The 13,740-nt window shown below is 69.7% G+C and carries 16 protein-coding genes; 4 read left to right on the top strand and 12 right to left on the bottom strand.

The window, feature by feature from the left end:
- Positions 1-98: 98 nt before the first annotated feature.
- Together KPL78_RS26600 and hflX are read left to right on the top strand one after the other, a co-directional pair.
- Entirely contained in the window at positions 99-983 is an 885-nt protein-coding gene (locus tag KPL78_RS26600; RefSeq protein WP_219766095.1) for a DUF3489 domain-containing protein, read from the top strand.
- Between the two features lie 214 nt (positions 984-1,197).
- A complete protein-coding gene (hflX, locus tag KPL78_RS26605; RefSeq protein ID WP_219766097.1) occupies positions 1,198-2,550 on the top strand; it encodes a GTPase HflX in 1,353 nt (450 codons plus the stop codon).
- A gap of 69 nt (positions 2,551-2,619) precedes the next feature.
- Here the strand turns inward: hflX and KPL78_RS26610 are convergent, their stop codons facing one another.
- The 5 genes from KPL78_RS26610 to KPL78_RS26630 all read right to left on the bottom strand — a co-directional run bounded on the left by KPL78_RS26610 (position 2,620) and on the right by KPL78_RS26630 (position 6,623).
- Complete coding sequence (locus KPL78_RS26610; protein WP_219766099.1) at positions 2,620-3,876, bottom strand: site-specific DNA-methyltransferase; 1,257 nt, start codon at positions 3,874-3,876, stop codon at positions 2,620-2,622.
- Complete coding sequence (locus KPL78_RS26615; RefSeq protein WP_219766101.1) at positions 3,866-5,335, bottom strand: site-specific DNA-methyltransferase; 1,470 nt, start codon at positions 5,333-5,335, stop codon at positions 3,866-3,868. The genes KPL78_RS26610 and KPL78_RS26615 overlap by 11 nt, the downstream gene beginning before the upstream one ends.
- A 298-nt stretch (positions 5,336-5,633) precedes the next feature.
- Positions 5,634-5,873, bottom strand: a complete 240-nt coding sequence (locus KPL78_RS26620; protein ID WP_109873406.1) for a transcriptional regulator — start codon at positions 5,871-5,873, stop codon at positions 5,634-5,636.
- 28 nt (positions 5,874-5,901) lie between these two features.
- Entirely contained in the window at positions 5,902-6,213 is a 312-nt protein-coding gene (locus KPL78_RS26625; RefSeq protein ID WP_219766103.1) for an HU family DNA-binding protein, read from the bottom strand.
- A 74-nt stretch (positions 6,214-6,287) separates the two neighbouring features.
- Complete coding sequence (locus KPL78_RS26630; protein WP_219766105.1) at positions 6,288-6,623, bottom strand: hypothetical protein; 336 nt, start codon at positions 6,621-6,623, stop codon at positions 6,288-6,290.
- 74 nt (positions 6,624-6,697) lie between these two features.
- Between KPL78_RS26630 and KPL78_RS26635 the strand changes: the two genes are divergently transcribed.
- The gene (locus KPL78_RS26635) at positions 6,698-6,904 is read left to right on the top strand and encodes a hypothetical protein (protein ID WP_219766107.1); all 207 of its coding nucleotides are present in this window, start codon (positions 6,698-6,700) and stop codon (positions 6,902-6,904) included.
- 4 nt (positions 6,905-6,908) lie between these two features.
- Here the strand turns inward: KPL78_RS26635 and KPL78_RS26640 are convergent, their stop codons facing one another.
- The 6 genes from KPL78_RS26640 to KPL78_RS30535 all read right to left on the bottom strand — a co-directional run bounded on the left by KPL78_RS26640 (position 6,909) and on the right by KPL78_RS30535 (position 11,894).
- Complete coding sequence (locus KPL78_RS26640) at positions 6,909-7,409, bottom strand: hypothetical protein (RefSeq protein WP_255569482.1); 501 nt, start codon at positions 7,407-7,409, stop codon at positions 6,909-6,911.
- A 43-nt stretch (positions 7,410-7,452) separates the two neighbouring features.
- On the bottom strand, positions 7,453-7,683 hold the full coding sequence (locus KPL78_RS26645; RefSeq protein ID WP_219766111.1) for a hypothetical protein: 231 nt from the start codon (positions 7,681-7,683) through the stop codon (positions 7,453-7,455).
- Positions 7,680-8,225, bottom strand: coding sequence for a crossover junction endodeoxyribonuclease RuvC (locus KPL78_RS26650; RefSeq protein WP_219766113.1), 546 nt, complete (start codon positions 8,223-8,225; stop codon positions 7,680-7,682). The genes KPL78_RS26645 and KPL78_RS26650 overlap by 4 nt, the downstream gene beginning before the upstream one ends.
- A 419-nt stretch (positions 8,226-8,644) precedes the next feature.
- Complete coding sequence (locus tag KPL78_RS26655) at positions 8,645-10,921, bottom strand: AAA family ATPase (protein WP_219766116.1); 2,277 nt, start codon at positions 10,919-10,921, stop codon at positions 8,645-8,647.
- Positions 10,918-11,685, bottom strand: coding sequence for a PD-(D/E)XK nuclease family protein (locus KPL78_RS26660; RefSeq protein WP_219766118.1), 768 nt, complete (start codon positions 11,683-11,685; stop codon positions 10,918-10,920). Before KPL78_RS26660 ends, KPL78_RS26655 begins: the two co-directional genes overlap by 4 nt.
- Positions 11,685-11,894: a DUF6511 domain-containing protein gene (locus tag KPL78_RS30535; protein WP_255569483.1), complete on the bottom strand. Its 210-nt coding sequence runs from the start codon at positions 11,892-11,894 to the stop codon at positions 11,685-11,687. The genes KPL78_RS26660 and KPL78_RS30535 overlap by 1 nt, the downstream gene beginning before the upstream one ends.
- On the opposite strand from KPL78_RS30535, the gene KPL78_RS30540 reads away from it, so the two are divergent.
- Positions 11,893-12,117 carry a hypothetical protein gene (locus KPL78_RS30540; RefSeq protein WP_255569484.1) on the top strand — a complete coding sequence of 75 codons (225 nt, stop codon included), beginning with the start codon at positions 11,893-11,895 and terminating at the stop codon, positions 12,115-12,117. The genes KPL78_RS30535 and KPL78_RS30540 overlap by 2 nt on opposite strands.
- Here KPL78_RS30540 and KPL78_RS26670 read toward each other — a convergent pair.
- Positions 12,057-13,740: DEAD/DEAH box helicase (locus KPL78_RS26670; protein ID WP_255569485.1), on the bottom strand; the 1,684-nt coding region annotated here is incomplete at its 5' end. The two genes, KPL78_RS30540 and KPL78_RS26670, sit on opposite strands and share 61 nt — an antisense overlap.

A 13,740-nucleotide genomic window follows, 5' to 3' on the forward strand; every position in this document is an offset into this window, starting at 1 on the left:
AGCATGCGTCACGCGCCGCAGTCCGGCGCCGCATCGCCCCGCACGGGGCTCGGGGCAGTAGCACCCGGATCATCGGGTGCGGAGCCAGGAGCCCCGAGATGAAGCTCTCCGACACCCAGCGGATCATCCTCAGCCAGGCGAGCCAGCGCGACGACCGGCTGGCCATCCCGCCCGAGCGCCTGCCCGCCGCGGCGCGGCAGACGGTGGCGAAGGCCCTGATCAAGCAGGGGCTGGTCAGCGACGAGCACGCGAGCGCCTACAACGCCCGTGACGCCTGGCAGATCGACGGCCGGACCCGGCTGCTGCGGATCACCGAGACCGGGCTCCGCGCCATCGGCGTCCCGCCGGAGGGCGAGGAGGAGCCCGAGGACACCCGGCCGCGCGACGAGCGCAACGGGGTCGATCCCCGCCCCATCGACGGCGACGTCGAGACGGCCGAGCCCGCCGCGGTTGCCGACACGGCGCCGACGGGCGGGGAGGACGCCCCGCCGCAGGCTCCCGCCGCGGCGAACGCCGAGGCCGCCCTCTACCCCGCCCGGACAGAGGACGTGGCGCTGCTGGACCAGGCCCTCGCAACACCGCGCCCGGCGCGCAACGCGACGCTGCGGAAGGTCGCGCAGCGCGTCCTGGATGCCTGGGACGACGAGACAAACCAACGCACCGACCTGCCGACCGCGATTGAAGCCCTGCGCGCCGCGCTCGTCACGAAGCCGGGCCAGCCGACCCGCGAGGCGGGCGCGCCGCGCAAGCCGCGCGGGGGAACCAAGCAGGAGGCGGTGCTCGCCATGCTGCGCCGCCCCGAGGGCGCCACGGTCGCCCAGATCGCCGAGAGCACGGGCTGGGCGCGGCACACGGTGCGCGGCTTCTTCGCCGGACTGAAGAAGAAGGGCCACGCCGTCGAGGTGCTGGAGCGGATCCGCCAGGTCGGCCCGAACAAGGAGGGCGCGCGGGGCTCCTACACAGTCTACCGCATCGCCGCCTGATCCGTCTTTCGCTCCCTCCGACGCCGCCGCCGCCGCCGCCTGCGCCCCGCGGGCGGCGGCATTGCGTCCATCCCTAAGCCCCTCTGGGCGTCCCTCAGCGGCGCGTCTCCCTCTTCTCTCGAGATGAACACCGTGAACCGTTCGGTTCGTGGAAGGGCAGAAGAGAGATTGCGGACGTACCAGGCTTCGGCGCGATCCGTGCTACTGCGCCGCCATGGAGACCAAACCGCCCATTCCACTCGCAGTCCTCGTCGGCATCCAGACGCCGGAGGTCGATGACGTCGCGCACGCAGCCAGCCTCGAGGAGCTGGGGCGCCTGGTGAAGACGCTCGGCTACGAGGTGGTGGGCACGGTGTCGCAGCGGCGCGAGGGCACCGGCGCCGGGTCGCTGTTGGGCAGCGGCAAGCTGGCGGAGTTGGCGGCGCTCACTGGCGGCACCGGCGTAGTCGGCTCGATGGCGCCGCCGCCGAGATCCAAGGCACGGCAGCGCTTCGACGGCGCCGCCGAAGTGGCCATCAGAGCGGAGCCGGACGCGGACGTCGGCCGCAAGCCCGACTTCGTGATAGTCGACCACGAGCTCTCGCCCAGCCAGATCCGCAACCTGGAACGGGCGACCGGCGCCGAGGTGCTCGACCGCACTGGCGTCATCGTCGAGATCTTCCATCGCCACGCCAACACGCGCGAGGCGAAGCTGCAGGTGGAGATGGCGCGGCTGAAATACGTCGCGCCCCGCCTGCGCGAGTCCTCCGGCGGCGGCGGGCGCCAGCAGGGGCCTGGTGCCGGCGAGACCACCCTCGATCTCGACCGCCGCAAGATCCGCGACCGGATCTCCGAGCTGAAGGACCAGCTGGAAGCGGTGCAGCGCGACAGTGACAACCGCCGCACTGGCCGGCGGGACCAGCTACGGGTGGCGCTGGTCGGCTACACCAATGCGGGTAAGTCCTCCCTGATGCGGGCGCTGACGGGCAGCCAGGTGCTGGTGGAGGACAAGCTGTTCGCCACCCTCGACACCACCGTCCGCGTCCTGCAGCCCGAGACGCGGCCCCGCGTACTCGTCTCCGACACGGTCGGCTTCATCAAGCAACTGCCACACGACCTTGTGGCCTCCTTCCGCTCCACCCTCGCGGAGGCGCTGGAAGCCTCGCTGCTGCTATTCGTCGTCGACGCGTCGGACCCGACCTATGAGGCACAGCTTGAAGTGAGCCGCAGCGTGCTGCGCGAAATCGGGGCAGATGCGGTGCCGTCTCGCCTGGTCCTGAACAAGATGGACCGGGTGGACGCCGCCACGCGCGCTGCCCTGATCGAGAAGCATCCGGACGCGATCCTGCTCTCCGCCCACGCGCCCGAGGATGTGAGCGCGCTGCGGGACACCATCATCGCGTTCTTCGAGGCGGCGATGGTGGAGGATGTGCTGGTGCTGCCCTATGCGAAGCAGGGGCTGATCGGCGAAGTCTATGACAGCGCGCGGGTGCTGTCCGAGGAGTACGACGAGACTGGCCGGGTGCTGAAGGTCCGCGGCTTGCCGGGAGCCATTACGCGGCTGCGACGGAGTCTTGCCGCACCCTGAGTCTTGGCCAGCATCTCCGCCGCCAGCGGGCGCATGATCCACCTCCGGCTGGACGCGCTCAAACTCATTCTACGAATGACGAGCTGTGGCGATGTCGCTGAAGGCGCGATCCTCGCCCGCCAGCACTGCCGCCTTGCCGCTCATGCGCTGCCACCGCTGCACGGCGACGTCGACATAGCGGGGATCGATGTCCACCGCGTAGCAGGCGCGGGCCGTCGTCTCGGCCGCTATCAGCGTTGTGCCGCTGCCGAGAAAGGGATCGTAGATCGCCTCGCCTGCCGCACTGTTGTTGATGATCGGGCGGCGCATGCACTCGACCGGCTTCTGCGTGCCGTGCACCGTGGCGGCGTCCTCGTCGCCGCCGTTGGCAATCGCCCAAATCGTCGCCTGGTCGCGGGCGCCTTGCCAGTGTCCCGTCGCGCCTTTGCGCACGGCGTAGAGGCAGGGCTCGTGCTGCCAGTGGTAGTCGCCGCGGCCCAGCACGAAGCGCGACTTCGCCCAGACGATCTGGCTCCGCATCACGAAGCCGGCCACCTCAAGGCTTTCGATCACCGTGCGGGCGTGCACGCCCGCGTGCCAGACATAGGCGACGTCGCCGGGGAATAGGGCCCAGGCTGCGCGCCAGTCGGCGCGATCATCGTTCGCCACCTTGCCGGTGCGCATGGTGGACGAGACGCCGGCCTCGTTGCGCCATTCCGGATCGTAGTTCACCCCGTAGGGCGGGTCGGCGACCATCAGATGCGGCCGCGCGCCATCGAGCAACCGCGCGACATCCGCGGCGTCGGTGCAGTCGCCGCACAACAGGCGATGCGGGCCGAGCAGCCAGAGGTCACCGGGACGCGTAACCGGCGCCGCCGGTGGCTCCGGCGCCGGAGCGTCGGGATCGGTGCCCGCACTGGCCGGTGCCTCGGGCGGCGCGTCGGCGAGTAGCCGATCCAGCATCGTCCCGTCGAAGCCGATCAGGCCGAGATCGAACTCCTCAGTGCGCAGCGCCCGCAACTCGGCGGCCAGCAGGCTCTCGTCCCAGGTCGAGTTGAGCGCCAACTGATTGTCGGCCAGGCGGTAGGCCCGCGCCTGCGCTTCGGTCAGGTGGCCGAGGCGGATGGCGGGGACTTCCTGCAGCCCGAGCGCCTTCGCGGCCAGGATCCGGCCGTGCCCGGCAATCAGCACGCCGGCGTCGTCGACCAGCACCGGCACGTTGAAGCCGAATTCGGCGATCGAGGCGGCGAGTTGCGCCACCTGCTCGGTCGGGTGCAGCCGGGCGTTCGCCGCATAGGGCGCGAGGGCGGCAACCGGCATCGTCTCGACGCGAAGGTCAGGCTGCATTCGCCGTGACCTCCGGTGCCCGCTCGGCGGCGACCGCGTCGTAGCCGCGTCCGTCGCCGTCGAGCGTGACGCTCAACTCAGGGAACAGCATGCGGTAGCGCGCGATGGCGAGGTCGACATAGGCGGGCGCGAGCTCGATCGCCCGCACCTTCCGCCCCGTGCGCTGTCCGGCGAGGATCGTGGTGCCGGAGCCGGCGAAGGGCTCGAACACCGCATCGCCGAGATTGGCGTAGGCCTGCAGGAGCAGTTCTGGCAGCGCCACCGGGAACACTGCCGGATGCTCGGTCTCGATCCCCCGGCCCTTGTGGCGGGTGATGCGCAGCACGCTGTCGGGGATGCGCATCTCCTGCACCGGCAGGCCGATATGGGTGTAGGCCTTCACCTCGCCGTCGGCGGCGCGCAGCCCGCTGCCCTTGTTCGGCGTGCCGGCCCATTTGCAGGGCACGATCTTGTTGGGTGGTCGGGCCTCGCGATTGAAGTGGAAGACCAGCTCGAAGGCCGGCGCGAGGCGGCCATTCCAGTCGCCGGGCAGCCCGGGGCCCTGATCCCAGGCGTAGAGCCCGAAGCGCCGCCACCCTTGGGCGCGCATCCAGTCGAGCCAGCCCTGCCAATAGGGTTGCCATTCGCCCTCGCGGTGGATCAGGCCGAGATTGACCAGCACTTGGCCATCGCGCCGCAGGGCCGCGTCGACATGCTGGAACACGCCTTGCATCAGCGCATCCCAATCCGAGACCCCGCCGGTGGTGTAGGCGCGCTGGTTGCCATAGGGCGGGGAAGTGAACAGCAGCGCTGCGCGCTCGTCGCCGATGACGCGGGCGACTGCCGCGACGTCGGTGCTGTCGCCGCAGAGCAGGCGATGCTCGCCGAGCAACCAGAGATCGCCGGGGCGGGTGACCGCCTGGCGCGGCGCTTCGGGTTTCGCGTCGGCGGGATCCGGCTCGCTATCGGTCCCCGGATCGGCGACCGGGTTGCCAGCCGCAGGCTCGGCGCCGTTGGCAACCGCCGGGGTGGCCAGGTTGCCAGTCTCGGTTTCCAGCCCGGCCAGCAGCCGGTCGATCTCGGCGCCGTCGAAGCCGGTCAGCGCAAGGTCGATGCCGCCCATCGACTGCAGCTTGGCGACCTCGGCCGCGAGCAGCGCCTCGTCCCAGCCGGCGTTCAGCGCAATGCGGTTGTCGGCCAGCCGATAGGCGGCCTTCTGGGCGTCCGTCAGGCCGGCGCGGATGATGGTGGGGACCGTCTCGAGGCCGAGGGACTTCGCGGCCAGCAGTCGGCCGTGGCCGGCGATGATCTCGCCGCGCTCGTCGATCAGCACCGGCGCCACGAAGCCGAACTCGAGGATGCTCGCTGCGATCTGCGCCACCTGGTCAGCGGAATGCGTGCGCGCATTCCCGGCATAGGGCAGCAGCGAGACGACCGCGCGCGCCTCGACGGCGCTCGCAGCCCATGGGGGCTGAGGCATCTGCACCTGCGTGATGTTCGAATGAAAGGCGCCACGGCTGGCAACCTGGCAGCGCTGGCAACCTGGAAAACGGGGCTGACGCTAGGCGCCTTGCGCGCTTCCGCCCCCCGCATACGCCGGGCCCAGGAAGGACCCTGCGGCTCGCGAGCCACTGTCTCGATTGAGCGACGCTGTGGCTGGCGAGCCGCGGGGCAGAGAGCTGCACCCGCAATTCATCATCGTGGGGAGAGTCTACGAGATACGGATTCCGCTCCGCCAGCGGGTGAATTGTAACAGCGCGCTCAGCCCGCTCTGCACCCTACGCAGAGGTCTGGAGCAGCACGCCACGCCGGCTCTTCTCTGGTGCGAACACGACACCTCCGCGCTCGAAGAGACGTTGGAGCGCGGCGAGGGTGATCGTGGGCAGCATGGTGTGGCCCGCCTCGAACATCTCCAGATCCAACACGGGAATGCGCGTGACGAACGCTACCTCAGCCGTGTCCAGATCCAGCAGCGTGCGTGCCTCGCGGCACAGCAGCGGCGTCAGGACAGGTTCCATATCGACCGCGACCTCCCTCGCGCCCGAATCAGCCCTTCGCAGCCTTGCGCTTGGCCTTCTTCAGCCCGCCGAGCGCAGCCGCCTTCAGCGCGGGGCTCGCCTTGAACTTCACGGTCGCGCCCGCCTTCACCGCGACCTTCTCGCCCGTGCGCGGATTCAGCGCCGTGCGCTTGGCCGTCTCACGCACAGCGAAGGAGCCGAAGTCGGGAATGGTGAACCGCCCGCTGCTGACGATCTCGGCGCGGATCGCCTCGATGATGTCTCCCGACAGCTTCGCGGAAGCGACGCCCGACAACTCCGACGATTTCGCAATCACATCGGTCAGGAACTTCTTCGACATAGACTGGCATCTCCCTGAATGCTCTCCCGCCATAGCGAAGCCTGGGCGGCGTGTCAGCCATCGAGGCTTAGCGGCTACAGCGTGTCGCGCGCCCGCTGCACCGCATCCCGCGTCGCAACCAGCGCTGCCAGGGTGATGCCCGCCTGCTTCACCGCGGCGGCTTCATCGGGATCGACGTAGGACACCTGCTCCTCGGCATCGACGACACCGGAGGCCAGCTGCTCGTGGAGCTCGTCCAGCCGGGTCTTCACGTCAGCCGGATCCGCATCCGCCTCACCAAGCCATTCGCCGACGATGATCTCGACCTCGCGGGCCATGCGGGTGGGCTGGACCCCACGCGCCGCCATGGTCTGCAGACGCACCAGCGCCGCATCGAGAGGGCGCATCGCCGCCCGCTGCCGTGCTGCCATGACCGTCCTCCTTCGTGAGCACGGCCTCTCTATCATGTTCTTGTATTGTTCTCATAGGGGCGATATGCGTCCGCATGCCCGATGGCGAGCCACTCCGCCTTCCTCCGCCGTGGCTGAGCGCATCCACGCTGGCCGCCGCGCGGGCTGCGCGGCGACCTCCTGATCCCTTCACCAGGGTCGACATCAGCAAGGCGGTGCAGGACGTCATCCTCGCCCATCATCCGGCCCTGCCATTCACACTGATCGGCGAGGCCGCCGCCTTCGTGCTCGGCATGGAGTGACCGGTCAGGCGGCCCGCTGCCGCGGCACGAGGCCGTAGACCACCGCCAGCACGCCGAGCGCGGCAACCAGCATGCCCTGGGCCTGCGCGTGGCCAACGCTGCGCCCACCCCAGCCCTGGCGCAGCGCCCATTCACGCACCGAGCATTCCAGCCCCACCACGTGCCAGACGCAGGAGCCGGCCGCGCTCTCGAAGCCGCCCAGGGCCATCATGGCATGCGCGACCTGCTCGCGTGCTGCGACCTGGCGATCGGTGAGGGAATCACCGGAGCCGCCCGGAATGCGGATCAGAGGCATGGCGCGCAGCTGATCCAGGGCCGCGACGCGGAACTGCCGGCGGAACACCGCGCCGGCGTCGTGCATCTCCTGCGTGATGGTGCCGTTGGCGAGCATCTGGCCGAGGGTATCGACCGTGCGGCGGTGCACGACCGGCAGGCCAGTCTCGGGATCGGCCTCGCGCATCGGCTCCCCCACCGGCCCGTGCTGCAGCCGCCATTTCGAGGGCATTGCCAGGTCCTCGCCCTTCGGCTTTGCGGCTCTGGTCCTGCGCTTACCGGCCATGGTGGATCTCCCCGTTGCGTCGGCCCCAGCGCCGGTTGGCCTCGTTGGTGATCGCCTGGCGCAGCCAGGGATCCAGGACATCGTCCACAGGAATGGCGGCGACGCCGTGCCGATGCCACGCGGCGGCGCGCATGGCGTTGACGTCCGTGTCGCTGGTCGGGCTGCGCGTGCCGCGGTTGAGGCAGGAGCGGGGCGCCAGCGGTGCGCCGTGCATGCTCATGCCCGGCCTCCCGTGGGCTCGGTCGCCCAGAGCAGCAAGGCAATGGCATCGGCCTCGTTGTCATCGGCAGGCAGAAAGCCGCGGCCTCGGATGGCCGCGATCATCGCCGCCTTGTCGGCATTGCCCTTGCCGGTGGCGTAGCGCTTGATCGTGCCGACCGGGACGCCCGCGTAGGGGATCTCGTGCTCCTCGCACCAGGCGGTCAGCGTGCCGAGGAAGCCGCCGTAGACATGGGCCGCGTCGGTGCCGGCATGGCGGCGCACCTCCTCGAAGACCAGGCGGCGAATGCCGTGGCCGCGCATGGCGATCTCGACCAGCCAGTCGGTGAAGCGGAGATAGCGCATGCCGCCTCCCTCGAAGCGGCCGGGGCGGAAGGTCTGGGTGCCCGAGAGGATCGTGCTGTCGCCCATGCGCAGTGCCCAGCCCACCGTCGTGCCGAGATCGATGGCGAGGACAGTGTTCCCGGTCTGCCGCAGCGGCGGATCGATGCCGGGCGGCAGGCTTGCATTGGCGGTGGGCGCGGCGAGAGTCGTGAAAGCCATGATGGTCTCCGAGAGGGGATGATCCTGGTGAGGGCGGCGACGGCGCGGTTCTTGGCGGAGCTCGCCGTCGCTGCCCGGCTCGATGGGATCCCGTCATGCGGGTGGTCCCCGGACCCTGACCTGACCTCCCCGGGTGTGGTGTGCGCGCGCCGTTGAGGCGCGCACGCACACCCCCCGTAGGGGGGAGGCATTTTGCGGAACTTGCGGAACTTCCCTAAGAGCCTGAGTTCGTTGAATGTTTTGAAGTTCCGCAAACAAGTTCCGCAAGGCCTGGCTGCGGAACTTGCGGAACTTGGCCAACCCACTGAGATCGCAGAGGAATTCAAGTTCCGCAGGGAAGTTCCGCAGGGTTGCGGAACTTGCGGAACTTGGAAGTTCCGCAGCTAGTTCCGCACGGTGCGGTGGCGAGACGAACGGCCTCATGGGGCCTCCGCCTCTGGGTCGTGCAGCACCCAGACCTCGGGGTTCTCGACCGGCAGGACGGCGCTGTTGGTCTCCGACTGGTAGTGCGTCGGCAGCAGCGGAATGGTGGCGCGGCTGATCTCGCCGGTGTCGGGATCGATGGCCTCGCCGTCGGTGCCGAACAGCATGTCCTGGACGACCAGGTAGCCCTTGCTGGACTTGCTGACCGGAATGCCGAGCTCCGGGGCGGCGCGGAGGAACTTGATGTAGCCCTTGTTGGCGAGGACGTTGATGCGGCGCGCGATGGTGTCGTCGCCACCGAGGCCATGGGTGTTCTCGAACTGCGCCGCGAAGGCGCTGCCGGTGTAGACCTTCCCCTCGCGTGCCTCACTGGCGATGATCTGCAGGATGACGTCGTGGCGGCGAGTGCGCTCGGCGTCGAGCTTGCGGCCCAGATCCTGGCGCACCAGGCGTTCGCCGTGACGATCGACCTCCGCCCAGCGCCCACCGATCTTGTCGATCAGCAGCGGCGACAGAGCCGGGCCGTTGCGGAGCTCGAGGTGCAGCTCGCGCGGCGTCTGCTCCTCATCCGGTCGAAAGAGGATCATGCCGGAGGTGTAGAAGCCGCGCAGGGCACTGGCGCCGGAAAGCGACAGGAAGGGATCGTCCTTGACCTGCTGCTTGCTGAGCTTCTTGGTGTGGTGGGCGAGGATGATGCCCGCCTGGGGCCCGACCTGGTCGCGCAGCGCCTCGACGCGGCTTTGCAGGAAGAACAGCATCGCCGCATTGTCGTTCTCGCCCTCGCCGCCTGGCCCGCCATCGAACAGGTTGCGGATCGGGTCGATGCAGATCACGTCCGGCGGCGCGTCGGGGAAGGCCTGGCGGATGGCAGCGGCGACGAGGGGCACGCCCTGCTCGTCGAGCAGCATGCGCAGCTTCGGCGTGACGACGAGGGTGTCGCGCGCGCGGGCCAGGATGGCGGGGTCAAGCCGGAGCTGCTGCAGGCGCTCGCGCAGATAGTGGTACTGGATCTCCGCCTGCAGGTAGAACACGCGTAGTGGCCGCGCTGCGATGAACCGGAGGAACGGCGCGCCGGCAGCGGCGTGCACCAGCAGACTGATCAGGAAGTCCGACTTCCCGACCTTTGGCGCGCCGCCGAGGACCAGCATGCCGCCCGGCGTGAGCACGCGCGGACCGATCAGGTCCTCCGGCATCGGCGAGGTGTCGTCGAGCAGCGCGCCGAGGGTGTGGGCCGGGACCGAAGCGGGCGGTGCGCCGTCGGCGCGCAGTAGCGGCGGCCCGTTACGATCGACGTGCAGCGCCCAGAGCGCGTCGGCCTCGGCCTTGAGCCGATCGAGCGGCCAAGCCGGACGGAGACAGGCGGCGTTGTAGCCGCAAATGGCCTCCCAGCCTTGGTCGGGCGTCTGGCGCCCCTCATGCACCTGGCGGATGAAGTGGCCGATCGCGGCACTCGCGCCCTGGAAGCGCGTCCAACCGTCCTGCGCGCCCTCACGCACTGGCGTGGTGAGGATGGCGTCGAGACCAGGCCGTTCGCCCTGGGGCGACGCCTGGTGGGGCGCCTGCCCCGGCAGGTAGGGCATGGCGGTAACGGCCTCGGCGAACTCAGCCAGATCCACCTCCCGCTGCGGATCGTGCTGGCGGATGGCGACCACGCGCTCGACGCCGCCCTTGCGATACAGCGTGCCGGGCACTCGGATCGGCTGATGCGCAGAGCGGAAATGCGGATCGCCGCCGACCTTCTCGGCCATCTCGCCGCGCAGGGCGCAGAGCCGGACGAGGTCCTGCCCCTCCGCCGCCTCGGTCAGCCGCCACCAGGCGTGCAGCTTGGCGGCGCCCTCCGCGGTGCGGCCGCCGCTCTCGACCAGCAGGGTGGGTCGCCCAAGGTGGTGGACGAGGTGCGCGAGCTTCGTCTCGACGTCGCCGGTGTCGAGATCGACAACGGCGGCCTGCATCTGCCGCACATGCTCGGCGCGGGCCTGGCCGTGCTCGGCCACCGTGCCGGGGATGACATAGACCGCACTGCCCTCGCGCGCCGCCCAGGCGGCATAGGTGCCGAGCAGTTCCGCGGCGGTGGCATCGGCTGGGATCCAGATGTTGTGCGGCCGGGTGTCGATGCCCTGGCCCTGGTCAACGAAGCCGCGGACCGGGATCAGCCCGTCACAGTAGCCGAACGCCACCTCGAGGAAGGTGGCGAGGGCGCCGTGATTGATCGCCGCCCTCTCTTCCTCCCAGGGAAGGCTCGGCGCGTCGTTGAAATCGCCCCAGGCGCTCATGCCGGCTGCGCCCAGCAGCGCTCGGCCCAGGGGCAGAAGCGGCATTCGTGGAAGTCGCGGCTGGTGGCAATCCGCGGCAGCAAGTCGCCGGCGTCGCAAGCGCGGAGCACTCGCACCGCCCGGTCGGACATGCGCTGGGCCAGGGCCGCATCGAACGGCACTAGTTCGTGGTGGAGCTCGTCGGTGTCCTTGTTGATGGCAGTGAATAGCGCCGGGTTGTCCGCCACCCCTGGCACGGCGGCATCCATATAGGCCTGATAGACGGCGATCTGTGCCGCATAGATCGGCTTGGCGACGGCGACACCCTTACTCGACGTCTCCCGCCAGGCCTTGGCGTTCATGGTCTTGCATTCCCACAGCGCGGGGAACGCCATGCCGGGGATCGCGGGGCCGCCGGCGAGGATACCGTCGACATGACCACGGAGGCGCCCGCCAGCCACGGCGAAGCCGAACTGCTCCCCATCGGGGCGGTTGCCCTTGCGGGTGTAGAGATCGAAGCCGGCGGCGCGGAGCCAATCGACCGCGACATCCTCCAGCGCGTGTCCGATGCCGAAGATGCGCAGGATGCGCCCATCGAAGTCCGCACCCTCGTCCTTCGGGGCCTGCAGGAACTCGAACTGCAGGGCGCGCTCACAGGCGTGGCCGAGGCGGGAGCCGCCAAGATAGGTGCGCGGCGGGCTGGCGCCATTCCTTGCCACCAGCGCTGCGTCGATCGCCGCGTTGACGTGCAGGGCAGTCTGACCCCGGCTGTTGAAGTCGAGCATCAGAACGGGATCTCCTGTGCTGTGCCTTGGCGGGCGATGGCCTGCATCGCCTCCTGGAAGGCGCCGACCGCGACCTCGATCAGCGTCAGTACCTGCGGCTCGGTGAGGTCCTGGAAGCGGGTGCCCCAGCCAATCTCGGCCATGCTCTCGGCGACGTGCCGCATGGCCGCGCGCATCGCGGCCTGCTCATGCTCGGTGAGATCAACCATGGTGGGTGACCTCGCTCCCAAGCGCGACCAGAAGCCCTGGCAGGCGATGCAGCAGAAGCAGACCGAGGGCCGCGGCTTCTTCCGCGGCGCCGGGTCGAACCAGCCAAAGCCACGCGACGGCCGCGCGCAGACGGCGCAGGGGGGCTGGGCCTGCATCGTCCGTCATGCCGCCACCGGCAGGCTGCTGGGCTGCGCGCTCGCCACCAGCCGGCGGATGTCATAGCGATTGAACTTGAAGGTGAGCAGCGCCGAGGCCTGGTAGCGGGTCATGCCGAGATCGGCACGGGCCTCGGGCGGGAGGTGCATCAGCTGCCGCTCGGTCGGTGCCTCGCGCAGCCAGCGCTTGCTCTTGTGGGCGCTCTCGTCACTCTCATGACTGTTGAGCCAGTCATCCGCCGCGGCCAGGCAGACCAGCCGCTCCCCGAGCGCGAGCAGGCGGGTGGCTTCCCCTTTCGCGCCGCCGACCGCGTGCCAGGCCCCGTTCAGGAAGAAGATGCCCGCCCAGCCGTGAAAGCCGTTGGCCAGCAGCGCGGCGTCGTCGCCGAACAGGTCGCACCACTGGAAGGCGGAGCGCCGGAGGAGGTCGATCTCCGTCATGATGAAGTCGGTGAGCGGCGCCGTCGCCCGGCCGCGGGGCTCGAAGGCGTGCCCGCAGATCGGGCACTCCATCACCGCGATCGGCACCTCGGCCTCGCAGGAGGGGCAGGTCTTGGTGGGCGGCTCGCCCTCGCCGGGCTGGCTGTCGAGCTCGACGTCTTGCTCCAGGCAGCCGTGGATCTGCGAGGAGGTGCCGAAGTCGAGCACGATGCAGTCACGCTTGACGATGCCGGGATGCTCGCTGGGATCCACGGTGCGCAGCCCGCGGCCGACCATCTGGATCATCGTGCATTTGAAGGAGCTCGGCCGCAGCAGGATGACGCAGGAGGTGGGGGGATGGTCCCAGCCCTCGGTCAGCACCGCGACGTTCACCACGATGCGCGCCTCGCCCCGGGCATAGGCGGCCAGGACGGAGCGCCGCTCCCCCTCCGGCATATCGCCGGTCACCACGACGGTGGGCACGCCGGCCGCGTTGAAGGCGGCCGCGACGTGTTCGGCATGGGCCACGGTTGAGCAGAAGGCTACGGTCTGGCGGTCGCCCGCCTTCTCCTGCCAGTGCCTTACCACCGCGTCGGTCACCGGTACCGTGTCCATGACGCGGGCGACCTCGCCCATATCGAAGTCGTCGCCGCTGCGGCGGACGGCCCGGAGCTCATCCTGCACGCCGACATCGATGATGAAGGTGCGGGGCGGCACCAGGTGGCCGGAGGCGATCAGCTCGCCGAGCCGGATCTGGTCGGCGACGTTGGAGAAGATCTGACGCAGCCCGACCTTGTCGCCGCGGTTCGGTGTGGCGGTGACGCCATAGATCCGGCATTTGGGGTTGCGCTGCAGGGCGCGATCGATGATGCGACGATAGCTGTCCGCGACGGCGTGATGCGCTTCGTCGATCACCAGCAGGTCCAGCGCCGGCATCGCCTCCAGGTTCGCCGCGCGCGTCAGCGTCGGCACCATGGCAAAGGTGGCCTGGCCGGCCCATGACTTCTGGCCCGCATCCACGACCGAGGTGGTGATGCCGGGATTCACGCGACGGAACTTGGAATGGTTCTGCGCCGTCAGCTCATCTCGATGTGCGAGAACCGCGGCTTTGGCGTCGCCGCCATCGATGTGCTCGCCCACCGCCGCTGACAGCATGATCGTCTTGCCGGCGCCGGTCGGGGCGACGCCGAGGGTGTTGCCGTGCTCACCGAGCGCACGCAGGCTGCGCTCGACGAAGAGCTTCTGGCGGGGGCGGAGCATCATGCTGGTG

Source organism: Roseomonas alba (assembly GCF_019430885.1).
GTDB lineage: Bacteria > Pseudomonadota > Alphaproteobacteria > Acetobacterales > Acetobacteraceae > Neoroseomonas > Neoroseomonas alba.

Coding starts and splice junctions, on each gene's coding strand:
- KPL78_RS26600 (WP_219766095.1), top strand. CDS start 99: ATGAAGCTCTCCGACACCCAGCGGATCATCCTCAGCCAGGCGAGCCAG.
- hflX (WP_219766097.1), top strand. CDS start 1,198: ATGGAGACCAAACCGCCCATTCCACTCGCAGTCCTCGTCGGCATCCAG.
- KPL78_RS26610 (WP_219766099.1), bottom strand. CDS start 3,876: ATGCAGCCTGACCTTCGCGTCGAGACGATGCCGGTTGCCGCCCTCGCG.
- KPL78_RS26615 (WP_219766101.1), bottom strand. CDS start 5,335: ATGCCTCAGCCCCCATGGGCTGCGAGCGCCGTCGAGGCGCGCGCGGTC.
- KPL78_RS26620 (WP_109873406.1), bottom strand. CDS start 5,873: ATGGAACCTGTCCTGACGCCGCTGCTGTGCCGCGAGGCACGCACGCTG.
- KPL78_RS26625 (WP_219766103.1), bottom strand. CDS start 6,213: ATGTCGAAGAAGTTCCTGACCGATGTGATTGCGAAATCGTCGGAGTTG.
- KPL78_RS26630 (WP_219766105.1), bottom strand. CDS start 6,623: ATGGCAGCACGGCAGCGGGCGGCGATGCGCCCTCTCGATGCGGCGCTG.
- KPL78_RS26635 (WP_219766107.1), top strand. CDS start 6,698: ATGCCCGATGGCGAGCCACTCCGCCTTCCTCCGCCGTGGCTGAGCGCA.
- KPL78_RS26640 (WP_255569482.1), bottom strand. CDS start 7,409: ATGCCCTCGAAATGGCGGCTGCAGCACGGGCCGGTGGGGGAGCCGATG.
- KPL78_RS26645 (WP_219766111.1), bottom strand. CDS start 7,683: ATGAGCATGCACGGCGCACCGCTGGCGCCCCGCTCCTGCCTCAACCGC.
- KPL78_RS26650 (WP_219766113.1), bottom strand. CDS start 8,225: ATGGCTTTCACGACTCTCGCCGCGCCCACCGCCAATGCAAGCCTGCCG.
- KPL78_RS26655 (WP_219766116.1), bottom strand. CDS start 10,921: ATGAGCGCCTGGGGCGATTTCAACGACGCGCCGAGCCTTCCCTGGGAG.
- KPL78_RS26660 (WP_219766118.1), bottom strand. CDS start 11,685: ATGCTCGACTTCAACAGCCGGGGTCAGACTGCCCTGCACGTCAACGCG.
- KPL78_RS30540 (WP_255569484.1), top strand. CDS start 11,893: ATGGTGGGTGACCTCGCTCCCAAGCGCGACCAGAAGCCCTGGCAGGCG.
- KPL78_RS30535 (WP_255569483.1), bottom strand. CDS start 11,894: ATGGTTGATCTCACCGAGCATGAGCAGGCCGCGATGCGCGCGGCCATG.